12 protein-coding genes are annotated in these 15,711 nt (G+C 47.0%); 9 read left to right on the top strand and 3 right to left on the bottom strand.

Annotation, left to right across the window (positions count from 1 at the left end; all coding sequences use genetic code 11):
• Window positions 1-17 precede the first annotated feature (17 nt).
• The 3 genes from MUG84_RS12315 (at window position 18) to MUG84_RS12305 (ending at window position 4,853) form a co-directional block, all read left to right on the top strand.
• Window positions 18-503, top strand: coding sequence for a dihydrofolate reductase (locus MUG84_RS12315; RefSeq protein ID WP_244725308.1), 486 nt, complete (start codon window positions 18-20; stop codon window positions 501-503).
• 176 nt (window positions 504-679) lie between these two features.
• The gene (locus tag MUG84_RS12310) at window positions 680-2,167 is read left to right on the top strand and encodes a glutamate synthase subunit beta (protein WP_244725307.1); all 1,488 of its coding nucleotides are present in this window, start codon (window positions 680-682) and stop codon (window positions 2,165-2,167) included.
• Window positions 2,168-2,531: 364 nt separating this feature from the next.
• On the top strand, window positions 2,532-4,853 hold the full coding sequence (locus MUG84_RS12305) for a DNA topoisomerase 3 (protein ID WP_244725306.1): 2,322 nt from the start codon (window positions 2,532-2,534) through the stop codon (window positions 4,851-4,853).
• 34 nt (window positions 4,854-4,887) lie between these two features.
• Here the strand turns inward: MUG84_RS12305 and MUG84_RS12300 are convergent, their stop codons facing one another.
• A complete protein-coding gene (locus MUG84_RS12300; protein ID WP_244725305.1) occupies window positions 4,888-5,655 on the bottom strand; it encodes an HAD family hydrolase in 768 nt (255 codons plus the stop codon).
• Between the two features lie 13 nt (window positions 5,656-5,668).
• Window positions 5,669-6,586 carry an ArsR/SmtB family transcription factor gene (locus MUG84_RS12295; protein ID WP_244725304.1) on the bottom strand — a complete coding sequence of 306 codons (918 nt, stop codon included), beginning with the start codon at window positions 6,584-6,586 and terminating at the stop codon, window positions 5,669-5,671.
• Window positions 6,587-6,726: 140 nt separating this feature from the next.
• Between MUG84_RS12295 and MUG84_RS12290 the strand changes: the two genes are divergently transcribed.
• The 5 genes from MUG84_RS12290 (at window position 6,727) to MUG84_RS12270 (ending at window position 12,195) form a co-directional block, all read left to right on the top strand.
• Window positions 6,727-7,893 (top strand): MFS transporter, encoded by a 1,167-nt coding sequence (locus MUG84_RS12290; protein WP_244725483.1) that lies wholly within the window; start codon window positions 6,727-6,729, stop codon window positions 7,891-7,893.
• 66 nt (window positions 7,894-7,959) lie between these two features.
• Window positions 7,960-8,685, top strand: coding sequence for a phosphonate ABC transporter ATP-binding protein (locus tag MUG84_RS12285; protein WP_244725303.1), 726 nt, complete (start codon window positions 7,960-7,962; stop codon window positions 8,683-8,685).
• A gap of 39 nt (window positions 8,686-8,724) precedes the next feature.
• A complete protein-coding gene (locus tag MUG84_RS12280; protein ID WP_244725302.1) occupies window positions 8,725-10,059 on the top strand; it encodes an FG-GAP repeat domain-containing protein in 1,335 nt (444 codons plus the stop codon).
• A complete protein-coding gene (locus MUG84_RS12275) occupies window positions 10,052-10,750 on the top strand; it encodes a response regulator transcription factor (protein ID WP_244725301.1) in 699 nt (232 codons plus the stop codon). The genes MUG84_RS12280 and MUG84_RS12275 overlap by 8 nt, the downstream gene beginning before the upstream one ends.
• Window positions 10,747-12,195, top strand: coding sequence for a HAMP domain-containing sensor histidine kinase (locus MUG84_RS12270; protein WP_244725300.1), 1,449 nt, complete (start codon window positions 10,747-10,749; stop codon window positions 12,193-12,195). The genes MUG84_RS12275 and MUG84_RS12270 overlap by 4 nt, the downstream gene beginning before the upstream one ends.
• A 79-nt stretch (window positions 12,196-12,274) precedes the next feature.
• Here MUG84_RS12270 and MUG84_RS12265 read toward each other — a convergent pair whose 3' ends face one another.
• Entirely contained in the window at window positions 12,275-13,495 is a 1,221-nt protein-coding gene (locus tag MUG84_RS12265; protein ID WP_244725299.1) for a glucose-1-phosphate adenylyltransferase, read from the bottom strand.
• Window positions 13,496-13,683: 188 nt separating this feature from the next.
• Between MUG84_RS12265 and glgB the strand changes: the two genes are divergently transcribed.
• Window positions 13,684-15,711 carry a 1,4-alpha-glucan branching protein GlgB gene (gene glgB, locus MUG84_RS12260; RefSeq protein ID WP_425313197.1) on the top strand — a complete coding sequence of 676 codons (2,028 nt, stop codon included), beginning with the start codon at window positions 13,684-13,686 and terminating at the stop codon, window positions 15,709-15,711.

The following is a 15,711-nucleotide window of genomic DNA, read 5'->3' as shown; positions in this document are numbered from 1 at the left end:
TAAGGAGGTCCATTCTTATGAGTATGACGTTTATTTGGGCGATGGGAGAAAGCAGAGTCATTGGCCGCGATAATAAGCTTCCTTGGCGATTGCCGCGGGACATGGCTTTTTTTAAAGAGCAGACTATGGGCAAAAAGGTGCTTATGGGGCGAAAAACCTGGGAATCCTTCGGAGGTAAACCGCTGCCCGGACGTACCAACATTATTCTGACGCGCGACCATGAGTATACGGCACCAGGAGCCCAGATCATTCATACGATAGATGAAGCGCTTGAGCTCGGGATCGAAGAGGAATTGATGGTGATCGGCGGCTCGGAGATTTACCGCGTGCTCCTTCCTTATGCCGATTGCCTTCTGGTTACGGAAATTGATGAATCCTTTGAGGGAGATACCTTCTTTCCGGAAATCAATGAATCCGAATGGAAATGTGTTCAGGAAGTACAAGGAATCCGCGACGAAAAAAATCCTTATGATTACCGCTTTTGCACGTATATTCGGCGTTAGTATCTGAGAATAGTTTCCATCCGAATGTGAACGGTATGTTAAATAATACAAATAATTATTCGGATAATCCATTTAATATTCAAAGATTTAGATGCTACTATAATTGAAATATCATCGTGCAGTTATTTGGAAGATATATAGAATCATCAGGAAAAGAACGGATGGGGGAACACGTCATGTCTACACCAACAGGATTTATGGAATACAGCCGTCAGCTGCCGGCTGACCGCGATCCGACTGAACGAATAAAAGATTGGGAAGAATTCCACAAGCATATGTCCGAAGAAGAGCTGCGTACGCAAGGGGCGCGCTGCATGGATTGCGGTACACCTTATTGTCATACGGGAATGGACATGGCAGGAGGAACCTCAGGCTGCCCGGTGAACAATCTGATACCAGAATGGAATAATCTGATTTACCGAGGACTTTGGAAGGAAGCGCTGGAACGGCTTCACAAAACGAATAACTTTCCGGAGTTTACGGGCCGTATTTGCCCAGCTCCATGTGAAGGGTCTTGTACTGTAGGCTTGATCGACCAGCCCGTTACCATCAAAACCATTGAACAAGCCATTATTGATAAGGGCTTTGAAGAAGGATGGGTAGTTCCAAATCCACCGGAAAAACGTACAGGCAAGAATGTTGCTATTGTCGGTTCCGGTCCCGCAGGTCTTGCAGCCGCAGCCCAGCTGAACAAAGCCGGCCACAGTGTTACCGTATATGAGCGTGCGGACCGGATCGGAGGATTGCTGATGTACGGCATTCCGTCCATGAAGCTGGATAAAGCCGTGGTACAGCGCCGTGTGGATCTCCTTGCTGCTGAAGGCGTCCGCTTTATAACCAATACCGAAATCGGCAAAGATATTTCTTCCCAGCAGCTTGTGGATGATTACGATGCCGTTGTATTGTGCGGCGGTGCTACAAAGCCTCGTGAGTTCAACATTGAGGGCAGCGCTCTGAAAGGCGTTCATTACGCAATGACGTATTTGAACGGAACCATCAAAAGCCTGCTGGATTCCGGACTGGCGGATGGACAATATATTTCGGCAGAAGGCAAGGACGTCATCGTTATCGGTGGCGGCGACACCGGATCTGACTGCGTGGCTACTGCTCTTCGTCATGGCTGCAGCAGCGTGACACAGTTCGGTACACATGAAATAGCGCCGCTTGAACGTGATACAATCAACAATCCTTGGCCGCAGTTCCCGAACGTATATACGCTGGATTATGCCCAGGAAGAAGCAAAGGCGTTGTATGGCAAGGACCCGCGTGAGTTCTCCATCATGACCACCAAATTTGTTGGCGATGAGGAAGGTAACCTTAAAGAGCTTCACACCGTACAGATCAAACGGATCGTTGATGAAACCGGACGTAAAATCTATCAACCGATTCCAGGTACGGAAAAAGTGTTCAATGCGCAAATGGCCTTGATCGCCATCGGTTTCGACGGTCCAGAGCAAACGATCGTGAATCAGATGGGCCTGGAAACGGATCTCAGATCCAACGTGAAAGCCCCTTACGGCAAGTATCAGACGAACGTGGAAAAAGTATTTGCTGCTGGCGATATGCGCCGCGGTCAAAGTCTGGTTGTTTGGGCAATTAATGAAGGACGTCAAGCTGCTCGCGAAGTAGATAAATATTTAATGGGTTCGACTGTACTCGTATAAATCAGTAAAAAATATGCATAAGAAAAGACTTCCTGATTCAAAAGGGAGGTCTTTTTTTGGCTCAAGGGACGCCTCATTTCATGTTTTAAACATGTGTATTCATTGAAACCATACCCGATGTATGCTATCATATTTTGAGGATTCAAAATCAAAATCCGAAGATTTACATAATCTTGAGTCTATTGAACACAAATAAACCATGGTCGGGAGAAGCTTCCTTTTCTCGGCCTTTTGCTTTCATAAAAGCTTTTATCATTGGAGCCCCCCGCTAAAGCATTTGTAATAAGTACCCGAAGCAAATGCTTCGCTTTTCGGGGTTATTTTCATGGGAAACTGAAGGTCCACTTGAGGAGAGACGGTACTTTTGAAAACATTAGTGATTGCTGAAAAACCGGATATGGGGCGAAACATCGCGGCGGTCATTGAACCAAAAGCCAAGAATGCCCGTACCTACATCGAAGGGGAGAATTACATCATCACATGGGCGATTGGACACTTGATCGGTTTGGCCGAGCCGGACGCGTATGATGATAAATATAAAAAATGGAATATCAATGACCTGCCGATCATCCCCGACCATTTCAAACTGAAGCCCAACCCTAAAACGAAGGACCAGCTGAAGGTGATAGCCGAGCTCGCCAAGCGGAGCGATCAGCTGATTAATGCCTGTGACGCCGGGCGCGAAGGACAGCATATCTTTTCGTTGATCCAGCAGCATCTGAAAATGAGACAGCCGGTAAAACGTCTCTGGATCTCGGATTTGACGCCGGAAACGATAAAAAAGGGATTCGATGAGCTGAAAGACGGCAGTGAATATGAAAACCTGTCCAAAGCGGCAAGAGCGAGAAGCGAAGCGGACTGGCTGATCGGCATGAACGGCTCCCGCGCCTTCACGACCAAGCACAATGTGCTGTTGTCCGTTGGACGTGTTCAGACCCCAGTTCTTGCACTGGTGTATGACCGGCAGAAGGAGATTGATGCTTTTAACTCCGCCAAGTTCTATGACGTAGAAGCCATGTTTAAACAAGGGGATTCCGAATATAAGGGCCTCTGGCAGGGTGAACGGATTCAGGATGAAGAGAAAGCGAAGGCCATTGCAGCCAAAGTTCAGGGGAAGGAAGGCGTGATCCAGAACTATGATGTGAAGGATACGAAGGAATATCCGTTCAAGCTGTATGATTTAACACTGCTTCAGCGTGAGGCCAACGCCAAGTACAGCTTTTCCGCCAAAAAGACCCTGGATCTTGCCCAAGCTTTGTATGAAAAGCACAAGGTGATCAGTTATCCGAGAACGACATCGAACTATGTGACAGAGCAAAATATTCCGCAGATGTATAAGTCATTGGATCAGCTGCGCAGCACGGATTACGCGAAGTTTGCCGAGCAAGCGGAGAAGAAGTATGTGCATAAAAACAATAAATCAGTCTGCAATCCGTCCAAGGTCGAGGACCACCATGCGATCCTGCCGACCAATAAAATGGCGCGGAACCTGGCACCGGACGAAGCGAAGATCTATGATTTGATCGTGCGGCGCTTTTTGTCTCATTTTTTTCCGCCCGCTGAATACAAGGTGCATACGATTATGACGGAAGTGGAAAAGGAAGAATTTAAGACCACGATCAAGCAATTGCTCTCGGAAGGCTGGAAGGTGATCTATGCAGACCAGAAGAAAGACGCCAAGAAATCCCGTGCCAAAAAGGATAAAGAGGACGAGGATGAAACGCAAGGCGACGAGGAAGTAACCACTCCGTTTCAGTTAAACGGAGGCGAAGGGGTTACTTGCATCAGCAGCGAGGCGAAGGAAAAAGAAACCCAGCCTCCCAAGCCATACACCGAAGGTACGCTTCTAAAAGCTATGGAAAGTGCGGGCAAGCAGATTGAGGATGAGGAGCTGCGGGATGCCATGAAGGATTCCGGGCTTGGAACACCGGCAACACGAGCAGCCATCATTGAACGTCTCAAGCAGGTTGGATACATGGTGATGAAAGGCAAACGCATCGTGATTACCCAAAAGGGGAAAATGGCCATTGAGGTCATCCGCGGAGCGGGGGTCGATCTCCTGACATCTCCTGAAATGACGGGTCAGTGGGAGCGCAGGCTTAATGAAATTGCCAAAGGCTCTGCTTCCGATGAAGTATTCATGGCGAACGTCAAAAAATTCGCAACGATGGTTATCAGCAAAGTCAAGGTACAGCCACGGGTCGCCAAAGAGTCCTTCGAGGACAAGCCCTCAGAGGAAGCCAAGTCGACTCGGACACGTAAGAAAACAACGACAAAAGCAGGGGAGGAAAAGGCATCCGCAAAGGCGAGCACATCCAAAAGAACATCTGCGAAAAAATCAGCCTCTGTAGCTGCAACCGATAGCGCTCAGAATGACTCCCCGGAGCAAGCGCCTCCCGTACCGCGTACTACCACAGCAGGGATTGCACCATGTCCGAGAGCGGGCTGCCAAGGCGCATTGATTATGGGCCGGCGCGGGTACGGCTGCTCTCATTACAAAACGGGCTGCAAGTTTGTCATTTGGAAGGCTCAGTTCGGCATCTCCCTTGAGCCGGAGGATATTGCATCCTTGGCAGGCAGCGGTAAAACATCAAGAGTTTTCATGCTGGAGGATAAAGGACAGGAGCGGCAGGGTCACTTGGTACTTCTTGACGCCGAAACCGGACTGATCGGGATTCAATCGTAGAATAACCGGATATGAAACAAAAAACAACGGTCCCTTAATTGAGGGTCCGTTGTTTTTGTTCCTGCTTAATTTTGATATCGATGATATTCGGTACTTCCTCGATGGAGGAAACCGTGTATAACGTGCTTCCAGGCTCCTGCTGTAGCTCGACCATATTATACGCCCATTCATTGGACTGTTTGACATAGATGCTTTGCAGCCCGGCGGTAAGCGCGGGTACAACATCCGTCCGCAGTGAATTTCCGATCATCCAGGTCACGGACCGGTCAAACGAACCTTTACGCAAAATCTGCTCCAACGTGGATTCATTTTTATGCTGCGTAATAAAGATCCGGTCATCAAAATAGGTGCTGAGCTTCATCTGATCAATTTTACGCTGCTGTATCGCACTATCTCCGCCTGTGTAGAGATACAAGTGATGGCCTTCCTGTTGCAGGGTTTCCAGTGTTTCCACCATGCCGGGGTACGGCTCAACTTCCTGCTCGTATACGCTCAGGCCCAGCTTGTTCAACTGCTGCTCTTCTTCCAAATGAATCGGGCGATTCAGCTTTCGGCAAAAAAAGCGGTACGTTTCAATCAGAGATTTAGGAAAGTTTCCGCTGCTGAAGCCGGTGCGGCTGACCTGGGCGACATCGATTTCGATCTGTTTCTGGCTGATTTCATCGGTTGAAATTTGCTGATCTCCAAGCCAGTGATGAAGCATTTCAAAAAATTCTCCGAGAACAATGCCAAAGTATTTGTTGCAATAGATCAGTGTGTCATCCAAATCAAATAAAATATGTTGTCTTGATGTGTTATTCAACAAGCTTCACTCCTTATAGACGCATGTAAGATTCCAGAAACATCTGGAGCTCCGACGCACCGTCCGGACGAATACTGAATTTTTCCTTTTCTTCAGCTCCGAGATGAATCCGCAGCAATCCTGCCACCCTCAGGATCATCAAGTGATGTTTGAGCGATTCTTCCGGTTGGTCTAGATCCCGAACCATTTCATCGAGGGAATGAGGTTTCTCCGCCACATAACGGAGCAGACGAAGCCTCTTGGGATCGGATAGTGCATGAGTCATCCGCAGCAGGCAGGTTGGGGGCTCGTCCTCATCTTCTTCCGGGACATCTACGGGATACTGTACCAGCATCATTTTTTTATAGTAGCAATACGCATTGATAGGCCTATTATGGACTGTCGGAAAAAGAACGATCGTCTGAACCTCAGGAACGTTCTCGATTACCAATCCGCCGGAGGCGTACTCGATCAGGCTCATGGGGTCCATTTTGGTAAGGAGCATCCCTTTTTCCTTGGCATCCTCTTCGATGAGCGGGATAATTCCTGCTTCAACATCCTTAAAATAATTCTCATACCAAATCTCTAACAGTGGAGTATATTGTTCCCTGATGCGCCTTGTTTCTTCCAAGGTGAGATTCGGTAAATATGGGGATGCCGCCGCAAGCAGCACTTCTTCAGGTGTTTCCTGCAAGCATTCGAGGAAGCTGATGACAGAATCGCCGTTATTCCGATGAATAGCCCAGGCGTAGAGAACATCGTAGTCGTCAAACGGCCAAGCTGCGGCCTTGGAAAGTGCCGCCGAGACTTCCGGGGCTAGCTTGCTGCTTACCTCACTGATCCATTCAGGTCCAATATCCAGATTGCGGACCCACTTCTTGGAAGTATATACCATAAAACTGCCAAGCAGTTCGTATATGGGTGAAACGTCAACTTTCACTTCATAGTTCATGAAACCGATAACCTCCTATGAAATCAGTGCATCTCCTTCATTATGGCTTGTTGAGTATCGGGTTGTCTACTATAATTGTTCAAGTAAGTTTGCCCTGATCTATCGAAGGAGGATTTTTCAAAGTGTCACAATCAAACAGCATGAACCGCAGCTTGTCTTTTCATTATGTCATATTACTCATCGTAATTGTAGCTGTAGGGGTTAGCCAAGGGCTTTTGTTGCCCGTATTATCTATTTTCTTGGAAAAAATGGGCGTATCATCGGCGATGAACGGACTTAACGCAGCCGCGCTGTATGTCGGCTCCTTCGCCATGACACTCGTGGCGGAACGTACGCTGGGAGCATTAGGCTTTAAGAAGCTTGTCAGTTTTGGGCTTGCTCTCGTACTGGTTTCCGTTATTTTATTTCCGATCTTTCCGGATGTGAAATTCTGGTTTATTCTTCGTCTGCTTGTCGGTATCGGGGACAGTGCAGTGCATTATGCTGCCCAGCTTTGGGTACTGCTGGTTACACCGGAGGAGAACAGAGGAAGAAACATTTCGATATATGGCATGTCCTATGGACTGGGCTTCAGTTTGGGTCCGCTGGGTATACCACTTCTCGATTTTGGCTACAGCGTACCTTTTATAGCTCTTGCTGTGCTGATCCTGCTCTCCTTGCTGCTGGTACTGATAAAACTTCCGGATCTCAGACCGGAAAAAGTCAATAAAGAAGATCGTCCGGAGAAAAGATTCCGCCGCAGCTACGCGCTGGCCTGGTACGCTCTCATCCCGGCTCTTCTGTACGGATATATGGAAGCGGGCATCAACAGCAATTTTCCTGTCTACGGCCTGCGCGTAGGGCTCAGCGAACAGCAAATTGCATTTCTCCTGCCATGCATCGGAATCGGCGGGCTGGTGCTTCAGCTACCGCTTGGCATGCTCAGTGATCGTTTCGGCAGAAAAAGAATCCTGATTATATCCGGAATTATCGGCGGCCTGGCGTTCATGATGGTTCCATTGGCCGGAACCTCCATTGCGCTCATTCTTGTATTGCTATTGCTTGCAGGAGGAATGATAGGTTCATTTTTCTCGCTCGGTCTTGCTTATTCAGCCGATATACTTCCTAAGCTTCTGCTGCCTGCGGCCAATGTGATCGCATCCTTTCATTTTAATATAGGAAGCATCGCAGGGCCAAATGTCGGTGGTGCTTTGATGCAATACGGCTGGAATGCTGGTATGTTTGTCGTGCTCGGATTCGGATTTATCATCTTCAGTGTTATCGGTATCGCCGTACGGGATAAATCTGCAGTATATGTAAGGCAATAGCTGTACTCCTGAAACCGAATGCTTTATGATAGAAGGAAGAGAACGAGAGACCAGAGGAGAAATGTCATGATTAGAATTCAGCATTTAACCAAGTCCGTCGGAGTAGATAAAATTCCTGTACTCAAAAGCATTTCGCTTGATTTTCAACGCGGGGAACTTATTGCGCTCGTTGGTGCTAGCGGAAGCGGAAAGAGCATGCTGCTGCGCTGCCTGGCAATGAAGGAAAAATGGGATAAGGGCACCTTTGTCATAGACGGATACGATGTTTTGAAGGACACGTTTGCCGGAAAAAGAAAAATAAAACGTGAATGGGCATACTTGGAACAGAACCCTCTGCTTTACCTGAACCGTACAGCCTTGAAAAATGTGCTGATTGGACAAGTGGGCCAGACTCCACTGTGGAGAATGGCAACCGGAATGGTACGGTCCGATGATTATATGGGCGCCATGGACGTGATTGAGCAGCTCGGACTGCTGGAAAAAGCGCATCAAAAATGCGATAAGCTGAGCGGCGGCGAGCGTCAGAGAATTGCGATCGCACGCTCACTTGTACACGGGGCCAAGGTAATTCTTGCTGACGAGCCAGTCATTGGTCTTGATCCCAAATCGCAGGAGAGCGTCATGGAGACGCTGAAGCAGCTTTGTGAAGAGGAGAGAGCCACTGTGCTCACGGTACTGCCGCTGGAGCTGGCAGAACGCTATGCAACGCGGATTATAGGCCTGGCAGGCGGAGAATTCGCATTTGATGTTTCCGGACGCCGGTTGACAGTTCGAGAACGAAATATGTTATAAAGCCTTTAAACAGGCTTTGGATAGAAAGAGTGATTCATATTGGTAAAACGCTACTGGATTTATATCCCTGCCGCTTTTTTTTTGCTGCTGCTGCTGAGTGGATGCTCTTTTATCAGCGACCCGGTCCTGATGATGAAAACCCCAGAGTTGCCAGCTGAAAAAGAATCCTTGCGGTCCATCGTAATGGCCAATTTGCCTGAGGATGCGAGCTTAATCCGTTCCAACGAGGAGAATGATACCAATGTCATCCATTTTGTGGATCTGGATAATGATGGCGTCAATGAAGCGGTCGTCTTTTATGAAACGCCGGATCAGACGATTGGCATTCACGGGATGATCTTTAGAAAGACGACCGGTACGTGGGTGAAGCAAATCACCTTTGACGGTGCAGGTAAAGTGCTCGAATCCTTGTATTTTAAAGACATGACGAATGATGGCCGCGTAGATATTGTAGCCGGATATTCAATAGGCAACGAGGAGACCCAAAACTATGTTTTCATATACAGCTACACCGGCAAAACAGTGGAAAGGGTATTAGAGCATCCGTATACGAATTTTGTCATCAGCGATATGAACAAGGATCATGTCAATGATCTGACCATCGTGGAGCTGAAACACGGCGAAAGCAATTTTATTACTACGTTTCAATATGAGGACGGCAGCTTCCTAGAGCTCGACAAGCTCGAAATGAAGCCGTATATTTACGATTATTACAATGTTGTCGCAGGTAAAGTGTACGTCGATCCAGAAGGTAACAGCGTTGAAGGCATCGTTCTGGACGCCACGCTTTCTAACGTCGGGGAAGCATCCTTCACAACCGTCATTGTGATGGAAGACGGCAAGCTCAAGTCAGTTCTCCCTAACCAGGATCAAACGTACAGAAATTACAGGGTGTACAGTGAAGATATTAATAATGACGGTATTATAGAAATTCCGCTGCTGAATCCACCGATCGGCTGGTCCTACTTTAAGAATCAGGATGAGATTCCTTATTTCTGCTCGTATTATCAGTGGGATGGCAAGAGCGGACTGAAGTTTGTGGCCGAGAAATATCACGACTTCAAGTATGATTTCGACTTCGGATTTTTCCCTCCGGAGTGGCATAACAAAATTACAGTGGATACGAAGTCGGAAATGAACAAATATTTGCGTTTTGTTATGATTGATTCCGGAAAAACCGTTGCTGAAATTAAATTTTTCTCCCTATACGAGTGGGATAAGCAGCATGATGACTGGAAGTATTTGAAACGAACGAGCGAGAAGGTCATTGCATATAAGAAGAGTGTGGATTTTGACCTGTCCAATAATCCGAACAAAAACAAACCGAAAAATGAAGTTCCGCCGATAGAAAGGAAGGACAAGCAAAGTGAGTAAAGTGTTGATTTTGGAAGATGAAGATTCCATCCGCAGTTTTATTGTCATTAATTTAAAACGCAACGGGTTTGAAGTGCTTGAGGCATCTAACGGAAACGATGCGCTTGATCTGATACTCAGTAACCCGGATATTGATATTGCCCTGCTGGACGTCATGGTGCCGGGAATTGACGGATTTGAGGTATGCCGCCGAATTCGTGAGACCAATGAACGGCTGGGTATTATTTTCCTGACAGCCAAAGTGCAGGAACAGGATAAAGTCTATGCATTATCGGTAGGGGCTGACGACCACGTCAGCAAACCTTTCAGCCCAACCGAGCTGATCGCGAGAATCCAGTCTCTGCTTCGCAGAGTAAATGTGCATCGCGAGACATCAGCGAAGGTTTCTTTCCAATCTGGACCTTTTGCTTTGGATCTCATTTCCAAGCAGTTTAAGAAAAATGGACACAATATTGAGCTTACGCCAACGGAATTTTCGTTGGTACAATTTTTTCTCGAAAAAGAAAATACCCCGCTCAGCCGCGACGTTCTGCTGGATCACGTATGGGGCAAGGAATATATGGGCGATCCGAAGATCGTTGACGTGAACATCCGCCGTCTTCGCCAAAAGATTGAGGACAATCCTTCCGAGCCCGAGTTTCTCCAGACCGTATGGGGTCACGGGTATAAATGGAAGGGTCAGGGACAATGATTAAGAAAGGCATTCGCCGGCAGATCGTCATGCATTACTTTATCGTGGTGTTTTCGACGCTGCTGCTGGCTGAAGTCATTTTTTTACTGGCAATACGAAGCTATTATTATGACAGCATCTACAGCCATATCACTCAACATATCAAACAGGTAGAGGACTATCAGAAATTCAGTAGCACCTCTAACGAAGGCAAGGATGACCTGGGTAATCTGCTTGCGATATATAAGCTGAGTTTTACAGAGATGCAGATTTTAAATGTCCAGGGTGACGTCTTGATCAACTCATCTGAGTTCCAGCCTGACGAATCCATTAAGACCAGTGATATCTCACAGGCCCAATCGGGTAATGTCGGTAGATGGGTAGGTCGGCAGCCGGGTACAGGTGAGGACGTGATGGCTGTTTCCAAAATGGAGCAGGATAACGGACAAGAGCCCTACATCGTCAGGTATGTCACCTCACTTGAACGGGTAAACGAAAAGCTGTTTAACGTCACGCTCATTGCCACAGCGGTTGCTGCCGTTGTACTGGCTCTGGTTCTGGCATTCAGTCTTGGACTTGCCAATTCGATTGTTAAACCGCTGAATACGATCACAGCCGTTTCCGCGCTGATGGCGCAGGGCAAATTTAATGCAAGAATTAAAGGCAATTACAAGTACGAGCTTGGAGAGCTTGCATCAACGCTAAATTATATGGCTCAAGAAATTGTACGCAGCAATCAGGTAAAAGATGATTTTATTTCTTCAATCTCTCATGAGCTTAGGACGCCACTGACCAGCATCAAGGGTTGGAGCGAAACCATTAACTCGGGTGGGTATGATCCTGAAGAGACCAAAATAGGCATGGAGATCATCACGAAGGAGACCGATCGTCTGATCGGCCTAGTGGAAGAAATACTCGACTTCTCGAAGCTGCAGCAAAACGAGATGAAGGTGTCATTCGACAGGGTTGACTTGAAAGAACTGCTGCAAGAGATTATGCTTAATTTATGGACCAAAGCGGAGAAAAGATCCATTGAACTTCGCCTAGACTCAGTGGATAAGCCTCTTGTAGAAGGGGACGCCAACCGTCTTAAGCAGGTCTTCCTGAATCTTGTGGACAATGCCATCAAATTTTCGCATGAAAATTCGGCAATTGATCTGCTTGTCTCCATTGAAGGAAATAATGTAGTTGTACAGGTTCATGATACTGGAATAGGAATCAGTGAAGATCATTTGGTTCGAGTCAAGGATCGTTTCTTCCAGGTTGACCCGTTGAATGGGGGCACCGGACTTGGACTCGCCATTTCGCAGCAATTGGTTGAGCTTCATCATGGTATTTTACTGATTCAAAGTGAGCTGGGAGTGGGGACCACGATTGTGGTGAGACTGCCGAGACTTGAAGAAGAGCAAATGACAGATGTTTCTCAGAATACGTCGCAGCTCCCGGATGTCAGCCCAACTGAATAATACAAACAGCATGAGAAGAGCGAAAACCGCATAAGCGGAATTCGCTCTTTTGTTTAAGAGAATCTGTTGTGCCGGGCGATTATGAGGTTATGCCTTCAGCACGCAGACGTCCGGTTTTTTCGTATACTTCCTGAAGCAAACGGGCAGGCTGGGTACGAACCGTCGGTTTTGGAAGAACCATCTCATATGGACCGACTACAATGACCTGCTCGGCGGTGCCTTTGATAACTGCGCCATCCTTAATAACGGCGCCTTCACCAATAATTGCACGTTCAATATGAACATTCCGTCCGATTTTTACGTTTGGCATCACGATACTGTCTTTAATTTCCGAGAATCTGCCTACTTCCACGCCGCAGAACACGACGGATTGATGTGCAGATCCATCCATCAAGCTGGATTCGGAGATCAGGCAATTTGACGCTGTTCCTGTTTTGGTCTTTTGCATGCCCAGTTTTGAACGCCACGGTCGTGTATACATCGGCCAATCGCTATTGTGCAGTTTCCATGAGCTATCCTTGGTCAAGAGATCCATATGAGCTTCCCATAAACTATCGACCGTACCGACATCTTTCCAGTATCCATCAAAGCGGTAAGCATACATGCGATTTTGCTCATCCAGCATTTTAGGGATCAGGTCCTTGCCAAAATCGTGGCTGGATGATTCATTGGCAGCATCCTCCAGCAGATGGCGGCGCAGATAATCCCATTGGAAGAGATAAATACCCATAGAAGCTAGGTTACTTTCCGGCTCAGCTGGTTTTTCCGCAAATTCGGAGATGCGGTGCTCATCAGTTACACTCATGACGCCGAATCGGCTTGCTTCTTCCCATGGCACCTCCATCACGGAGATCGTCGCCTCAGCTTTCTGTTCCTTATGGAACTGAAGCATTTTATTGTAATCCATATGGTAAATATGGTCTCCTGAAAGGATAAGCACATGTTCAGGACGCTTATGGTCTATATATTCAATGTTTTTATAGATGGCATCAGCTGTTCCTAAGTATTCTGTGGATTCTGTATCGTATGAAGGCAGCAGAGTAATACCGTTCTCTCCGTCGCTCTGAAGATCCCAAGGTTCACCTTCACCAATATGTTTATGGAGCGATTCTGCCTCAAACTGCGTCAGAACACCGATGGTATCGATTCCCGAATTTACACAGTTGCTGAGAGGAAAATCGATTATGCGGTAGAGGCCTCCAAAGGGCACGGCTGGCTTTGCTTGTTTTGATGTCAAAGGAGCGAGTCTGCGGCCTTCACCTCCGGCAAGCAGCATCGCGATGCAATCTTTTTTATACATTGTCGTTTCCCTCCCAATAATTGGTCAATGTAGTACTACATAAACAGCTAATATCCCATCTGAAAGAGTATATTGAAATAAATTTGAAAAATTACAAATTTATATTTCAGTAGTCATTTTTGTGATTATTCGGGCTACAATGGGTTAATGGTTGTAGTGCACAATATTTTATAAAGCAGGTGATCTCATTGGCTAAATTGAAAACATTACCCGGACTGCCGCCGATAGCTGAAGATATATACTTATTCCATGAAGGGACCTCCTACCACAGTTACAGAATTTTGGGCGCTCATCCTGCTGTGGAAGATGGTTTGGAAGGCGTCCGGTTTACCGTTTGGGCTCCGCATGCTCGGCACGTCGGTTTGGCTTCCGACTTCAACGGTTGGAACGGAGATGAAGATTCATTACATAAGATACCCTATTCGGGCATTTGGACTCGCTTTTTCCCCGACATTTCGACAGGTACTTTTTACAAGTACGACATACAAGGACCCAAGGGGGAACGTTTCTTAAAAGCAGATCCCTATGCTTTTGCAGCAGAGGTTCGCCCTGCCAGTGCATCTGTAGTGACTAGCCTAAAAGGCTACACATGGCAGGATGCTGCGTGGCGCCGAAAGAAGAAGAGGTTACAAAGCAAACCAGTCAACATATATGAAGTTCATTTAGGAACATGGAAGCGAAAGGAGGACGGAGAGCTATACAATTACCGTGAAATTGCCGAATTGCTGATCCCTTATTTAAAGCAAATGAATTATACGCATGTCGAGTTTATGCCGCTGGCTGAGCATCCATACGATTTATCCTGGGGATATCAATGTACTGGATATTTTGCCGTAACGAGCCGCTACGGTTCACCTCAAGATTTTATGTATCTTGTAGATTCATGCCATCAAGCGGATATCGGTGTCATCATCGATTGGGTTCCGGCTCATTTTACCAAGGATGCACATGGGCTGCGGATGTTTGACGGAACGCCATTATTCGAATATTCAGATCCTTTGAAGGCTGAAAAGCCGGGCTGGGGCACACTAAGCTTTGACTACAGCAAGCCTGAGGTGCGCTCATTCCTGATATCAAACGCGTTATTCTGGCTCGAAATGTTCCATATCGACGGGCTGAGGGTGGATGCCGTTACCAGCATGCTGCGCCTTGATTTTGAGAAAAAAGAAGGCGAGTATGAACTGAATGAACTTGGCGGCGTAGAAAATCTGGAAGCTGTTTCGTTTTTGAAGGAGCTCAATACAGCAGTCTTTCAATACTATCCATATACATTGATGATGGCAGAAGAATCAAGCGCCTGGCCTGGAGTTACCTCTCCGATAGATGAAGATGGCCTTGGCTTCAACTACAAGTGGAATATGGGCTGGATGAACGATACGCTTGATTATATCGAAGCTCCATTTGAGACAAGGCCATCCAAGCATCAACTGCTTACATTCCCGATTGTATACGCTTATTCAGCGAATTATGCGCTCCCGCTAAGCCATGATGAAGTGGTTCATGGAAAGAAATCCTTGCTTAATAAAATGCCTGGCGATTATGATCAGAAATTTGCCGGCCTTCGAATACTTCTCGGATATCAGATGACGCATCCAGGCAAAAAACTGCTGTTTATGGGTGCCGAATTCGGCCAGTTCATCGAGTGGCGGGACCAATATGAGCTGGATTGGTTGCTGCTGGAGTATGACAGACACCGTCAGATGCAGAGCTATACCGCTGATCTAAACCTGATGTATCTGGAGGAGGAGGCGCTCTGGGAGCGGGATCATGAGCTTGAAGGTTATGAATGGATTACCCCACATGATTCCGGGCAAAGCGTGATCTCCTACATGAGAAAAGGAAAAAAAGTGAAGGACATGCTGATAGTATTAATCAATTTTTTACCGGTAGCACGTAAACATTACCGAATCGGTGTCCCGCGTGCCGGTAGGTATGTACCTGTTTTCCAGAGTGAGGAACAAAAATATGGAGGGCAGGGGGCTTCCATTACTGAGCCTATACAGACCGCAAAAATCCCATGGCATAACCAATCGAACAGCCTTGAGCTTACATTACCGCCTCTTAGCTTTATTGTGTTGAAACGTGATGCAGCTGACCGCGAGCCCGTATCTACTGCCAAGGCACCCAGACAACCTCAGCGGAATGGCTTAAAAGCGACTCCCAGTAAAAAGGCTGAGCAAGTCCAAATAGCTGTTTCATCCAAAAAGATTTTATAA

It is taken from the genome of Paenibacillus mangrovi (assembly GCF_022898935.1).
GTDB lineage: Bacteria > Bacillota > Bacilli > Paenibacillales > Paenibacillaceae > Paenibacillus_AQ > Paenibacillus_AQ mangrovi.
This window is presented reverse-complemented; position numbering and strand designations above follow the sequence as displayed.